Source organism: Piscinibacter lacus (assembly GCF_016735685.1).
Lineage (GTDB): Bacteria > Pseudomonadota > Gammaproteobacteria > Burkholderiales > Burkholderiaceae_C > Aquariibacter > Aquariibacter lacus.
Genome location: NZ_JAERRA010000002.1, coordinates 291395 through 303106 on the forward strand (window position 1 = coordinate 291395; position 11712 = coordinate 303106).

Annotated in this window: 14 protein-coding genes; 8 read left to right on the forward strand and 6 right to left on the reverse strand. The window is 74.1% G+C overall.

Annotation, left to right across the window (positions count from 1 at the left end; genetic code table 11):
- Window positions 1–30: 30 nt before the first annotated feature.
- The 4 genes from JI742_RS11620 to JI742_RS11635 form a co-directional block, all read right to left on the reverse strand.
- On the reverse strand, window positions 31–1392 hold the full coding sequence (locus JI742_RS11620) for a TIGR03862 family flavoprotein (protein ID WP_201827048.1): 1362 nt from the start codon (window positions 1390–1392) through the stop codon (window positions 31–33).
- Between the two features lie 236 nt (window positions 1393–1628).
- Entirely contained in the window at window positions 1629–3620 is a 1992-nt protein-coding gene (locus JI742_RS11625) for a M3 family metallopeptidase (protein WP_201827050.1), read from the reverse strand.
- Window positions 3621–3766: 146 nt separating this feature from the next.
- Complete coding sequence (locus JI742_RS11630) at window positions 3767–4054, reverse strand: Dabb family protein (RefSeq protein WP_350309672.1); 288 nt, start codon at window positions 4052–4054, stop codon at window positions 3767–3769.
- On the reverse strand, window positions 4051–4263 hold the full coding sequence (locus tag JI742_RS11635; RefSeq protein ID WP_201827052.1) for a hypothetical protein: 213 nt from the start codon (window positions 4261–4263) through the stop codon (window positions 4051–4053). The genes JI742_RS11630 and JI742_RS11635 overlap by 4 nt, the downstream gene beginning before the upstream one ends.
- 149 nt (window positions 4264–4412) lie before the next feature.
- Between JI742_RS11635 and JI742_RS11640 the strand changes: the two genes are divergently transcribed.
- The 5 genes from JI742_RS11640 (at window position 4413) to JI742_RS11660 (ending at window position 8319) form a co-directional block, all read left to right on the forward strand.
- Window positions 4413–5969: a protein adenylyltransferase SelO gene (locus tag JI742_RS11640; RefSeq protein ID WP_201827054.1), complete on the forward strand. Its 1557-nt coding sequence runs from the start codon at window positions 4413–4415 to the stop codon at window positions 5967–5969.
- Window positions 5966–6406 carry a peptide-methionine (R)-S-oxide reductase MsrB gene (gene msrB, locus JI742_RS11645; RefSeq protein ID WP_201827056.1) on the forward strand — a complete coding sequence of 147 codons (441 nt, stop codon included), beginning with the start codon at window positions 5966–5968 and terminating at the stop codon, window positions 6404–6406. The genes JI742_RS11640 and msrB overlap by 4 nt, the downstream gene beginning before the upstream one ends.
- Window positions 6407–6453: 47 nt before the next feature.
- Window positions 6454–7089, forward strand: a complete 636-nt coding sequence (locus JI742_RS11650; RefSeq protein WP_201827058.1) for a septation protein A — start codon at window positions 6454–6456, stop codon at window positions 7087–7089.
- Window positions 7086–7370, forward strand: a complete 285-nt coding sequence (locus JI742_RS11655; RefSeq protein WP_350309673.1) for a BolA family protein — start codon at window positions 7086–7088, stop codon at window positions 7368–7370. The genes JI742_RS11650 and JI742_RS11655 overlap by 4 nt, the downstream gene beginning before the upstream one ends.
- Before the next feature lie 115 nt (window positions 7371–7485).
- Window positions 7486–8319 carry a peptidylprolyl isomerase gene (locus JI742_RS11660; RefSeq protein WP_201827061.1) on the forward strand — a complete coding sequence of 278 codons (834 nt, stop codon included), beginning with the start codon at window positions 7486–7488 and terminating at the stop codon, window positions 8317–8319.
- 60 nt (window positions 8320–8379) lie between these two features.
- Here JI742_RS11660 and JI742_RS11665 read toward each other — a convergent pair whose 3' ends face one another.
- Both JI742_RS11665 and JI742_RS11670 read right to left on the reverse strand, forming a co-directional pair.
- Complete coding sequence (locus JI742_RS11665; RefSeq protein WP_201827063.1) at window positions 8380–9099, reverse strand: heparan-alpha-glucosaminide N-acetyltransferase; 720 nt, start codon at window positions 9097–9099, stop codon at window positions 8380–8382.
- A 9-nt stretch (window positions 9100–9108) separates the two neighbouring features.
- The gene (locus tag JI742_RS11670) at window positions 9109–10119 is read right to left on the reverse strand and encodes a zinc-dependent alcohol dehydrogenase family protein (RefSeq protein ID WP_201827065.1); all 1011 of its coding nucleotides are present in this window, start codon (window positions 10117–10119) and stop codon (window positions 9109–9111) included.
- 134 nt (window positions 10120–10253) lie between these two features.
- Here JI742_RS11670 and JI742_RS11675 point away from each other — a divergent pair, with 134 nt between their 5' ends.
- From JI742_RS11675 to JI742_RS11685, 3 genes are all read left to right on the forward strand, one after another.
- Window positions 10254–10643 (forward strand): DUF2946 family protein, encoded by a 390-nt coding sequence (locus JI742_RS11675; protein WP_201827067.1) that lies wholly within the window; start codon window positions 10254–10256, stop codon window positions 10641–10643.
- 79 nt (window positions 10644–10722) lie between these two features.
- Window positions 10723–11010: a hypothetical protein gene (locus JI742_RS11680; protein WP_201827069.1), complete on the forward strand. Its 288-nt coding sequence runs from the start codon at window positions 10723–10725 to the stop codon at window positions 11008–11010.
- A gap of 173 nt (window positions 11011–11183) precedes the next feature.
- Window positions 11184–11705 (forward strand): copper chaperone PCu(A)C, encoded by a 522-nt coding sequence (locus tag JI742_RS11685; protein WP_201827071.1) that lies wholly within the window; start codon window positions 11184–11186, stop codon window positions 11703–11705.
- Window positions 11706–11712 lie beyond the last annotated feature (7 nt).

Consider the following 11712-nt stretch of genomic DNA (forward strand, 5'->3'; position numbering starts at 1 on the left):
GACCACGCGCGGCGCGGGCGCCGGGGGGCCTCAGGCGCCCGTGTGATGCAGCCAGCGCAGCAGGCCCTGGGCGGCGTATTGGCCGCTGGCGAAGCAGGCTTGCAGCAGGTAGCCGCCGGTGGGGGCTTCCCAGTCCAGCATTTCGCCGGCCACGAAGATGCCGGCCGGCAGGGCGGGGCCGGGGGGCAGCATCAGGCCGGGGTGGAGGGCTTCCAGCCTGACGCCGCCGGCGGTGCTGATGGCTTCGTCGATCGGCCGGGGGACCACAAGGCGCAACGGCCAGGCCTTGAGCAGGGCGGCCAGGGCGGCGGCATCGGCGGGGTCGGGGCGCTGCTCGGGCGCGTCGGGCAGGCCGCGGTGCAGCACTTCCTGCAGCAGCGCGGCCTTGGCGCCTTCCAGGCCCAGGCGGCTTTTCAGGTGGGTGGCCAGGCTGCGCGGGCCGCGGGGGTGGGCGATCTCGGCGCGCACCTTGTCCAGGCTGAAAGCGGGCAGCAAATCCAGGTGGACGGTGCAGGCGCCGGTGGCGGCGATCTGCTCGCGGAGGGCGGCGCCGGCGGCGTAGATCAGGCTGCCTTCGACGCCGTAGTCGCTGAGCACGAACTCACCGGCGCGGTCGAAGACGGTGCCGTCCGGCCCCACCATGCGCAGGCGCACGGGCTTGAGGGGCGCGCCGGCCTGGCGGGCGCGCAAGGGCGCGCTCCAGCCCGCTTCCTGCCCGGCCCAACCGACATGGAAGCCGACATTGGCCGGCCGCAGCGGCGCGATGGGCACGCCGGCTTGCGCCAGGGGCGCGACCCAGGCGCCGTCCGAGCCCAGGCGCGACCAGCTTGCGCCGCCCAGGGCCAGCAGGCAGGCGGTGGCGGGCACGGTGGATTCGCCCTGCGGCCCGGCGAAGCGCAGGCGCAGCGGCGGGGCGGCCTGGGCCGGCTCGGCTGCATCGCTTGAAGCGGCCGGGTCGGGCCGCTCGAAGCCCAGCCAGCGCTCGCGCATGCGAAAGACGACGCCCTGCTGCCGCAGCCGCTGCACCCAGGCGCGCAGCAGGGGCGCGGCCTTCATCTCGGCCGGGAAGACGCGGCCCGAGCTGCCGACGAAGGTGTCCACGCCCAGGCCGGCGGCCCAGTCGCGCAGGGCCTGCGGGGGAAAGGCATCCAGCCAGGGGGCCAGGGCGGCGGCGCGCTCGCCGTAGCGGGTGTCAAAGCCGGGGCGGGGCTCGCTGTGCGTCAGGTTCAGGCCGCCCTTGCCGGCCAGCAGGAATTTGCGGCCGACGCTGGGCATGGCGTCGTGCAGCACCACGGGCCGGCCGGCAGCGGCCAGGGTTTCGGCCGCCATCAAGCCGGCGGGGCCGCCGCCGACCAGGTGCACAGCCGCGAGGGACGGGGGAGGCGAAGTCATTGCGGGGATTGTCAGCGCCGGCCCGGGCGGCGGCGGGCGGCGGGCGGCGGGCGGCGGGCGGCGGGCGGCGGGCGGCGGGCGGCGGGCGGCGGGCGGCGGGCGGCGGGCGGCGGGCGGCGGGCGGCGGGCGGCGGGCGGCGGGCGGCGGGCTGCGGGCTGCGGGCTGCGGGCTGCGGGCTGCGGGCGGCAGCGGGTACCGACGACCTGCGACCGGGCCGGCAGCGCCCCGGCGCGCGTCAGCGGCCCTGCAACCAGCGGCGGAAGGCGTCCTCGCGCAGCGGGCGGCCGAGGAAGGCCTGGATGAGCTGCTCGGGCGGCTGTTCGTTGCCGGGTTGCAGCACGGTCTCGCGCCAGCGGCGGCCGACGGCCGGGTCCAGCGGGTCGGGCGCGAAGGCGCTGCCGAAATCGGCCGCGATCACCTGCGCCCAGAGGTAGCCGTAATAGCCCGCCGCATATTCGCTGACGATGTGGTCGAAGCTGGCCGGGAACAGGCTGCCCTGCACATGGCCCAGCGGGCTGGCGGCTTCCAGCCGGCGCCACAGCGCCATCGGCGGCTGCGGCTGCGCGCCGTGCAGCAGCAGGTCGTAGCGGGCAAACAGCAACTGCCGGCCGACATGCAGGGCGCGGCCCATGCGGCGCGCCTCCAGCGCGGCCTGCAAAAGGGCCGGGGGGATGGGCTCGCAGCGCGGGCAGACGTTGGGCAGCAGGGCCAGCACGCGCGGGTCGCTGGCCCAGGTTTCCAGCATCTGCGAGGGCGCCTCGATGAAATCCAGCGGCTGTTGCAGCGCGGCGGCGTCCACATGGCGCGGCCGGGCCAGCAGCACATGCAGGGCATGGCCGAACTCGTGCAGCAGGGTTTCCAGATCGTCCAGGCTGAAGCCCTGGGGATCGAAGTTGCCGACCAGCGCGGCCAGCGGCAGCCGGCCGGGCGCGCCGCCGCGCAGGGGGAAGACGGCGAAGTGGCCGTATTTGCCGGGGCGCGGGTGCAGGTCGAGCAGCAGGTCGCCGATCAGGCGGCCATCCTGCGCGTCGCGCAGGCGCCAGCGTTGCGCCTGGGCATGCCAGAGCGGGGCGTCGATTTGCTCGAAGCGCAGGCCCAGGCTGCGCTGGGCGATGGCGAAGACCAGATCCCGCGCGGCCTGCGGCGGCAGGTGGCGGCGCAGGGCCTCGGGCTCGTGCGGGTGGCGCTGCTGGCGCAGGCGGTCGGCGTAGTGGGCCAGGTCCCAGCGCTGCAAGCGGCTGCCGGGCGCGGCCTGGGGGTCGGCGGCTTGCAGGGCCTGGAGCTCGGCCAGCTCGGCGGCCTGGGCCGGGGCGATCTGCGCCTCCAGCCGGTCGAGGAAGGCCAGCGCCGTGGCGGGGTCGCCGGCCATACGGCCTTGCAGCTCGAAGGCCGCCGGGCTGGCGACGCCGAAGAGCGCGGCGTAATCGCGGCGCAGGCCGACGATGGTGTCCAGCCGGCGCAGATTGGCCTCGCCGCCCTGCTGCATCCAGACGCGCCAGTAGCGCTCGCGGGTGGCGGGGCGGCGGGCCAGGCGCAGCACGGCATCGGCGGTGACGGCATCGAAGCCCAGACGGTGGCGGCCGCGGGCATCGCGCGGCAGCTCGCTCAAGGTTGCGGCGGGCAGGCCAGCCAGCTCGGCGGGGGTGAAGCGGATCTCGCGGCGGTCCTCGCTGAGGGCCAGGTCGTAGGCCTGGATCTCCAGGGCCAGGGCCTCTTGCAGCGCGGCGGCCTGGTCGCGGGCGACGGCGGGCAGGCCGGCGCCGGCCCGCTCGAAGCGGCGCAGCAGGTGTTGGCGCAGGCGCGCCTCGACCGGGTCGGCCGGGGCCAGGGCGCGCAGCGCCCGCAGCAGGCTGCGCTGCTGGTGCAGGCGCTGCAGGGCGGCTTGCTGGCGCAGCTCGCAGGCGCGGGCGGCCTTGCGCAGCGCGGCGGCCGGATGCACCCGGGCGAGGAAGGCCAGGGGCAGCAGGCGGTCCTCGAAGCCGGCGCTGAGCGCGCCATAGGCCGGGAGCAGGGTGCCGGCATCGGCCGTGGCGCGCCGGCGCAGGGCCTGGCCTTCTTGCTCGAAGGCGCGCAGGCCCTGGTCGCACTGGCGGCGCAAGGCGGCGGCGTCGTCAAGCGCGGCCCATTCGAGCGAGGCCGCGGCGCGGGCCTCGGGGCCGAAGCGGGCGAGCGTGGCTTCGTCCAGCGGCCCGGCGGCCTGGGCGGGCAGGCCCGGCGCGGCCAGCACCGCGGCGGCCAGCAGCGCCCGAAGCGCCCGCGCCGAGACGCGGGGCCCAGGCGAGCGGGGACGGGCCGCGGGCCTCACGTCAGCAGGCGGGGGCTCAGAGGCTGCGAAGAAGCCGGCCACGCCCGGGCAGGCGGGTTCACGCCGTCTCAGCCCGGCACGCGGGCGTCGAGCACATGGCGCTCGACGCGCAGGGGGCCGAGTTGCTGCAAGACCTTCTGGTGCTCGGGATGCTGCTGGTAGGCGGCCAGCGCGGCCTCGTCGGCAAAGCGCGAGACGAGCACCACGTCGGCATTGGCCTCCAGGCCTTCCTCGCGGATCGAGACTTCGAAGCGCAGGATGCCCGGCACGAGCTGGGCACAGGTGTCGAGGATGGCCTTGAAACGCGGCGCATCGGCCGGCTCCTTCAGGCGCCACATGACGATGTGATCGATCACGAACGGTCTCCACGGGTCTTGGGGCCCGACGCGGGATGGGCGCGCAGGCCGATCATCACGACGCCCGCGACGATCAGCACGGCGCCGACGATCTTCAGCCCCAGGCCGGCCGTGGGCAGGCCCCCGTCCAGGTAGAAGCCCAGGATGGCGAGCGTGAGGCCCGCGAAGATCAGGTACCAGGTGAGCTTGTCGAGTCGGGCGGGGGACATGCGGTCTTCAGGCCACGTCGGGCGGGCATGGGAAAGGGGCGCCGCCGCAGGGCGGGCGCACGGGCCGGCGAGTGTCGCCGAAGGGCGAAGCCGCGCGCGGCCTGCCCCCGCATCGGCAGGGGGGGCGCCCGGCCCCTAGACTTGCTCGCATGTCGATCCACCCGTCGCCCCTGCCCGCCCGCCCGGCCACCGCTTGGCCCGCCGGATGGCAGGCCGGCCATGCCGGGCTCGGCCCCGCCTTTGCCACCCCGGTGGCGCCCAGCCCGGTGCCGCAGCCGCGCATGCTGCTGCGCAATGCGGCGCTGGCGGATGCGCTGGGCTGGGCCCCGCCCTCGGCCGAGGCCGAGCTGGCGCTGCTGGCCGGCAATGCCGTCTGGCACGGCTTGCAGCCGGTGGCCACGGTCTACAGCGGCCACCAGTTCGGCGCCTGGGCGGGGCAGTTGGGCGACGGCCGCGCGCTGCTGCTGGGCACGCTGGAGACGCCGCAGGGCCCGCAGGAGATCCAGCTCAAGGGCGCGGGGCCGACGCCCTACTCGCGCCGCGGCGACGGCCGCGCGGTGCTGCGATCGTCGATCCGCGAATACCTGGCCAGCGAGGCCCTGCATGCCCTGGGCATCCCCACGACGCGCGCACTGGCCCTGGTCGGTAGCCCGCTGAAGGTGCGGCGCGAAACGGTGGAGACCGCGGCCCTCGTCACCCGGGTGGCGCCCAGCTTCCTGCGCTTCGGCCACTTCGAGCATTTCTGCCACCACGGCCACCATGCGGAGCTGGCCCGGCTGGCGGACTGGACGATCCAGCGCTTCTTCCCCGCCGCGCAGGAGGCCGAGCAGCCGGTGCTCGCCATGCTGGCCGAAGTCAGCCGCCGCACGGCCGAGCTGCTGGCCGACTGGCAGGCCGTCGGCTTCTGCCACGGCGTGATGAACAGCGACAACATGAGCCTGCTGGGCCTGACGCTGGACTACGGCCCCTACGGCTTCCTGGACCGCTTCGACCCTAGCCACATCTGCAACCACTCCGATCACCAGGGCCGCTACGCCTTCGCGCGCCAGCCCAGCATCGCCGGCTGGAACCTGCAAGCCCTGGCGTCGGCGCTGCTGCCGCTGGTGGGCGGCGGCCCCTCGGCGAGCGAGGCCGAGCGCGAAGCGGCAGTCGAGGGCCTGCTCGGCGCGATCGAGACCTACCGCCAGACCTTCCCCATCGCCCTGCTGCGCCGCCTGCGCGCCAAGCTGGGCCTGCGGACGACGCAGCCCGAAGACGCTGCCCTGGCGGACGACTGGCTCGCCCTGCTCGCCTCCGAGCGCCTGGACCACACCCAGAGTTGGCGACGCCTGGCCCGCCTGCGCAGCAGGCACGCCGCCGACCCGGACCCGACCGACCCCGCGGGCGACCGCTGGCTGCGCGACCATGTGATCGACCGCCCGCGGGCCGACGCCTGGCTGGCCCGCTACCGCGCGCGGCTGCAAGCCGAAGCCAGCGTGGATGCCGAACGCGCCGCCCGCATGGCGGCCGTGAACCCCGCCGTGGTGCTGCGCAACCACCTGGCCCAGGCCGCGATCGCCGAGGCCGAGCAGGGCGGGCTCGACGAATTGCAGCGCCTGGCGCAAGTTCTGGCCCGTCCCTACGACGAACCCGCAGCGGCCCTGGCGCACTATGCCGAGCCGCCGCCCGCCGACCTCCCGCCCCTGGAAGTGAGCTGTTCCTCATGAGCGACGACACCGCCCTGCCCCCCGACGCCGCTTCGGCGCCCCTGCCCAAGGTCGTCAAGACCGATGCCGAATGGCGCGCCCAGCTCGACCGCCTGCAGTACGCGGTGGCGCGCCAGGCCGGCACCGAACGCGCCTTCACCGGCGTCTACTGGGACCACTGGGAAGCGGGCCAGTACCGCTGCATCGGTTGCAGCACGCCGCTGTTCGATGCCACCACCAAGTTCGACGCCGGCTGCGGCTGGCCCAGCTACAGCCAGCCGCTGCGCGCCGACGTGATCGAGGAGCGGGTGGACCGCAGCCACGGCATGGTCCGCACCGAGGTGCGCTGCAAGGTCTGCGACAGCCACCTCGGCCACGTGTTCGAGGACGGCCCGGCGCCGACCGGACTGCGCTACTGCATCAACTCCGCCTCGCTAGACTTCACGCCCCGCGACTGACCCGACCGTCGCACCCCGGCCCGTCCGGGGGCCCCACCCGACGCGCGATGAAACTCCTTCTCGACTTCCTGCCCATCGTCCTGTTCTTCGCGGTCTTCAAGATCGCGGAGGGCCGCCCGGACGAGGCCGCGGCCTTTGCCACCGAGCACTTCGGCAGCCTGGTGTCCGGCGGCACGGTTGCCGCCGCCCAGGCGCCGGTGCTGCTGGCCACCCTGGTGGTGATGCTGGCCACCCTGGTCCAGATCCTGGTGCTGCTGCTGATGCGGCGCAAGGTCGACAAGATGCTCTGGATCAGCCTGGGTCTGGTCACCGTCCTGGGCGGCGCCACGGTCTGGTTCCAGAACGAGACCTTCATCAAGTGGAAGCCCAGCGTCCTCTACTGGGTGATGGGCCTGGTCTTCTGGCTCAGCCACGCGATCTGGCGCAAGAACCTGCTGCAGTCGGTGATGGGCGAGCAGATGCAGTTGCCGCCGCAGGTCTGGCGCAAGCTCAACCTGATGTGGATCGCCTTCTTCGCCTTCATGGGCCTGGTGAACCTCTACGTGGCCTACAGCTTCTCGACCGACGTGTGGGTGAACTTCAAGCTCTTCGGCAGCCTGGGGCTGATGATCGCCTTCACCGTGGCCCAGGCCATCTACCTGGGCAAGCATATGAAGCAGGCCGAGACGCCGGAGCAATCGTGAGCGAGCCCACCGCACCCGATGCCGCCCAGCTCGACGCCCGCCTGCGCGAGAGCCTGCCGGTGATCGAACTGGCCGTGCGCGACGACAGCCACCTGCATGCCGGCCATGCCGGCGCGCGCGAGGGGCGGCATTTCCATGTCCGCCTCATCAGCCCGGCCTTCGCCGGCCTGGGCCGGGTCGCCCGGCATCGCCTTGTGTATGATCGTTTGAGCCAGTGGATGCCGCGCGGCATCCATGCGTTGGCCCTCGAAACCCTGACGCCTGAAGAGGCTGCACGGTAAGCCGCAACCCCCTCGCCGGCCCTGCGCGAAGGGGTGCAGGGCCCGGGCCCCGGAACTCCGGGGCTGCGCCGGCCTCCCTTGTGTCCCCCTCCTTCGCCGCCGCGCGGCCGTCTCCATGAACACCTCCTCCCTCCCGATCCGTCTGGCGGCCTTGTCGAGCCTGAGCCTCGCCCTGCTCGCCCCGCTGGCTGTCCAGGCCCAGAACCTCGCCATCGTCAATGGCAAGCCGGTGCCCAAGGCGCGGGTCGAATCGCTGATGACCCAGGTGCTGCGCAGCGGCCAGCAACAGCGCACGCCGGAGCTGGAGCAGCAGGTGCGCGACGAGGCCGTGCTGCGCGAGATCCTGAGCCAGGAGGCCGAGCGCCGCGGCCTGGTGCAGAGCCCCGTCTACAAGGAGCAGATGGAGCTGGCCCGCCAGAGCATCCTGATCCGCGAGCTGATCACCGACTTCCAGAAGAAGAGCCCGGTGAGCGACGCCGAGGTGCTGGCCGAGTACAACAAGGCCAAGGCCCAGGCCGGCGACAAGGAGTACCACGCCCGCCACATCCTGGTCGACAGCGAGGAAGAGGCCAAGGCCCTGATCGCCAAGATCAAGGGCGGCACGCCCTTCGTCGAGGCGGCCAAGGCCAGCAGCAAGGACAGCGGCTCGGCGCCCCAGGGCGGCGACCTCGGCTGGGCCACGCCCAGCAGCTTCGTGCCCGAGTTCGGCAAGGCCATGGCCGCGCTGCAGAAGGGCCAGATGACCGAGACCCCGGTGCAAAGCTCCTTCGGCTGGCACATCATCCAGCTTGACGAAACCCGCGACGCGCAGTTGCCGGCGATCGAGGAAGTCAAGCCGCAGATCGTGCAGCAGCTCACCCAGCAGAAGCTGGCCCAGTTCCGCGAGGACCTGCGCCTGAAGGCCAAGACCGACTACAAGTTCGGCCCGGCCCCCGCCCCGGCCCAGTGAAGCCGGCGCAAGCCCTGCAAGAAAGCGCCCCGCGGGGCGCTTTTTTCATGGGCCGGCGGCTCAGCGGGTGAGCGCCAGCCCGGCCATCAGCCCGCCCATCAGCAGGGGCTGGTGCAGCAAGTAGACGCTCAGGCTCCAGCGGCCCAGGCGGGCCAGGGGTTGCAGCGCGGCGGGCAGGGGGCCGCCCAGCAGGCCGGGCCGGCCGCTGGCCGCGGCCCGGGCCAGCAGGCGCTGGCCCAGCCACAGGCCCAGCAGCATGGGGCCCAGCCAGGGCAGCAGCGGCACATGGTCTTCGGTGGACGGCTTGCGGGCCATCAGGCCCAGCCAGTCGAGCGCGCGGCCGGACAGGTCGGGGCCGGTCCACAGCAGCGGCAGCGCCACGGCCAGCGCCGCCAGCGGCAGCAGGCCGTGACCGAGCGGCGCGGCCCAGCGCGCCAGCGGCAGCATCAACGCCATGCCGTGCAGCACGCCGAAGTGGATGTAGCGCGGGCCGAACATCGCCCAGGACCCGGCCGAGACCAGCAGCGCCGCCCCGGCGATCTGCAGCCAGCGCCGCGCGAAGCGGGCCGTCGGCTGGCCCTGGGCCTGCGCGACGGCCTGGCCCAGGCCGGCGCAAAGCAGGAAGAGGCTGAGGATGGCGACGCGCTGCCCGGTCCAGACCGGGTCGCGGTAGAAGTCCGCCTCGATCAGGCGCAGGTGGGCCAGATCGAAGGCGAAGTGGAAGGCGATCATCCACAGCAGCGCGAAACCGCGCAGCGCATCAAGCCGTGGCAGGCGCATCGGCGGCGCTCAGCCGATCTTCACGACCAGCTTGCCGAAGTGGCTGGCGCCGATCTGGTGCTTGAGCGCGTCCCGGGCCTCGGCGAAGGGGAAGACGCGGTCGATCACCGGCTTCAGGCCGCGCTGGGCGATGAGGCGGTTCATGGACTCGAACATGGTCCGCGAGCCGACGAAGACACCGCGCACCGTGACCGTCTTGAACAGGATGGGCAGCGGCTCCAGCGTGCCGCCGGTCAGCACGCCGATCAGGTGCACCTGGCCGCCATGGCGGGCCGCGCTGATCGAGCGCTGCAAGGTGCCGGGGCCGCCGACTTCCACCACATGGTCGACGCCGCGGCCGCCGGTGGCAGCCAGCACGGCTTGGTCCCAGTCGGGCTGCTTTGCATAGTTGATCAGGTGGTCGGCGCCCAGGGCGCGGCCGCGTTCGAGCTTGGCATCGCTCGAAGAAGTCAGGATGACTTCGGCGCCCGCCGCCTTGGCGAACTGCAGGGCGAAGATGGAGACGCCGCCGGTGCCCATCACCAGCACGCTGTCGCCCGGCTTGAGCGGCACCGGGCCTTCGAACAGCGCGTTCCAGGCCGTCAGCGCAGCACAGGGCAGGGTGGCGGCTTCCTCGTCGCTGAGGTGGGCGGGCGTGGCGACCAGGGCGTCGGCCGGAAAGAGTCGCTGCTCGGCCAGCACGCCGGGCACGGTGCCGCCGAGCGAGTGCTCGAAGTGCGTGGGCAGCATGGGGCCGCCCAGCCAGGTCTCGAAGAAGGTGCCGGTCACGCGGTCGCCCACCTTCCAGCGGCTGGTGCCGGGGCCGACGGCCTCGACCGTGCCGGCGCCATCCGACCCCGGGATCAGGCCCTGGGACACCATGCCGGGGTAGCGGCCGGTGACGATCAGCAGGTCGCGGTAGTTGAGGCTTGCCGCCCCCATCCGCACCCGCACCTGGCCCGGGCCGGGCTGGGGGGTGGGCGCTTCGTGCAGGCTGAGGCTGTCAAGGTCTTCGGTGGCGGTGTAGGCAAGGTAGCGCATGGCAGCTTCCGAGAAGGGGCATGGACGGGCGACGAAGCCGGCGCGCTTGGCGGCCGGCCCGGGCGGGTGAAGCCGCGCAGCATAGGCCCAGGGCATGACTCGGGTCGGCTTGGGCTGGCTACACTCGACGCCCCATGGAGATCCACGGCATCCACCGGCATCGCAGCGTCAGCCTTGTGCTGGCGCTGCTGCTCTTGCTGGCGAGCCTGGCGCCTTCCGTCTCGCGGGCGCTGCAAGCCCGGGACGGCATTCCCCTGTGGGCGCAGACGGCCGTCTGCCGCAGCCCGCAGGCCCCGGCCGATGCGCCGGTCCATCCCCTGGCCGGCCATGGCGAGGCCTGCGCCCTGTGCCAGGTGCAACGCGATCTGCCGGCCCTGCCGGGGGTCGAGGCCGGCCCCGGCCTGCCGCGCCTGGCACAGCCCGAGCGGCTGCAAGCGCCCGCGCTCGCCGGGCCGGGCCCGCGCGGCCCGCCGGTCTGGCGCCAGCCGCCGGCCCACGCCCCTCCTGTGAACGCCCTGGCCTGACCCTGAGCCGCCCGGCAAGCTGCCGCGGCGGCCCCGTCGACCATCGGCCGGCCCTGCACGCCGGCCCCGGGGAGTTCCCATGCATGACCTCACGCCGCCGGCCTGGGCCGGCGACCCTGCGGCCCGAAGCGCGCCGCACTGGCAGACCGTCGGCCTGCGCGCCCGCGCCCTGGCCGACTTGCTGCAGCCCCTGCTGCCGCGCCTGGCCTGGGCCCATCACGGCCTGTGCCTGGCGCTGCTGGTGCAGCTTGTGGCCGCAAGCCTGGCCCACCTGAGCCCGCCACCCGCCGCCACCCGGCCGGGCGAGGCCACGGGCCTGCAACGGGCCGAGTCCGTCCCCCGCAGCCCGCCCGCGCCGGCGGGCTGAGCGAAGCCCGGGCCGATCCGCCGCCCCCGGCTGGCCCCGCCCGGGCCGGCCACCGCGGGCTGCGCCTCAGTGCCTCAGCGCCTCCGCGCCGCCAGCGCGCAGCGCGCCTGCGGCACGGCCTTGCCTGCCTTTCGACCCCCTTTTGCCTGCGGCTGCCGAGGCCGCGCCATGCCATGTCCTCATCCCATGACTTGCCCCATGCCCTGCGCCGCCGCCTGCTGGCGGGCACGGCACTGCTGCCGCTGTGCGGCCTGCCCCCGGTCGCCCGGGCCCACGAGGCCCGCCTCGGCAGCCTGCGCCTGGCCCATCCCTACGCCCGGCCGACGCCCGGCGGCCTGCGCACGGGCGCCGTCTACTTCAAGGCCATCCACAACCAGGGCGGGCAAGACGACGAACTGCTCGGCGGCAGCACGCCGCGCGCCGAGGCGGTCGAGATCCACGCGATGCGCCTGAACCAGGACCGCATGCAGATGCGCCAGGTGCAGCGCCTGGCCCTGCCGGCCCGCAGCAGCGTGCGCCTGCGCGACGGCGAGGCCGGCCACCACCTGATGCTGGTCGGCCTGAAGCAGCCGCTGCGGGCCGGCGAGCGCTTTCCGCTGACGCTGAACTTTGCCCGCGCGGGCCGCGTGCAGGTCGAGGTCTGGGTGGAGGCGCCCGACGGCGCCGCCCCGGCCGATCCGCATGCCGGGCACTGAACACCCG

Bases quoted from the DNA above. Each gene is read 5' to 3' on its own strand.
- JI742_RS11620 (WP_201827048.1), bottom strand. From the start codon at position 1,392: ATGACTTCGCCTCCCCCGTCCCTCGCGGCTGTGCACCTGGTCGGCGGC.
- JI742_RS11635 (WP_201827052.1), bottom strand. From the start codon at position 4,263: ATGTCCCCCGCCCGACTCGACAAGCTCACCTGGTACCTGATCTTCGCG.
- JI742_RS11640 (WP_201827054.1), top strand. From the start codon at position 4,413: ATGTCGATCCACCCGTCGCCCCTGCCCGCCCGCCCGGCCACCGCTTGG.
- msrB (WP_201827056.1), top strand. From the start codon at position 5,966: ATGAGCGACGACACCGCCCTGCCCCCCGACGCCGCTTCGGCGCCCCTG.
- JI742_RS11650 (WP_201827058.1), top strand. From the start codon at position 6,454: ATGAAACTCCTTCTCGACTTCCTGCCCATCGTCCTGTTCTTCGCGGTC.
- JI742_RS11660 (WP_201827061.1), top strand. From the start codon at position 7,486: ATGAACACCTCCTCCCTCCCGATCCGTCTGGCGGCCTTGTCGAGCCTG.
- JI742_RS11665 (WP_201827063.1), bottom strand. From the start codon at position 9,099: ATGCGCCTGCCACGGCTTGATGCGCTGCGCGGTTTCGCGCTGCTGTGG.
- JI742_RS11670 (WP_201827065.1), bottom strand. From the start codon at position 10,119: ATGCGCTACCTTGCCTACACCGCCACCGAAGACCTTGACAGCCTCAGC.
- JI742_RS11675 (WP_201827067.1), top strand. From the start codon at position 10,254: ATGGAGATCCACGGCATCCACCGGCATCGCAGCGTCAGCCTTGTGCTG.
- JI742_RS11680 (WP_201827069.1), top strand. From the start codon at position 10,723: ATGCATGACCTCACGCCGCCGGCCTGGGCCGGCGACCCTGCGGCCCGA.
- JI742_RS11685 (WP_201827071.1), top strand. From the start codon at position 11,184: ATGTCCTCATCCCATGACTTGCCCCATGCCCTGCGCCGCCGCCTGCTG.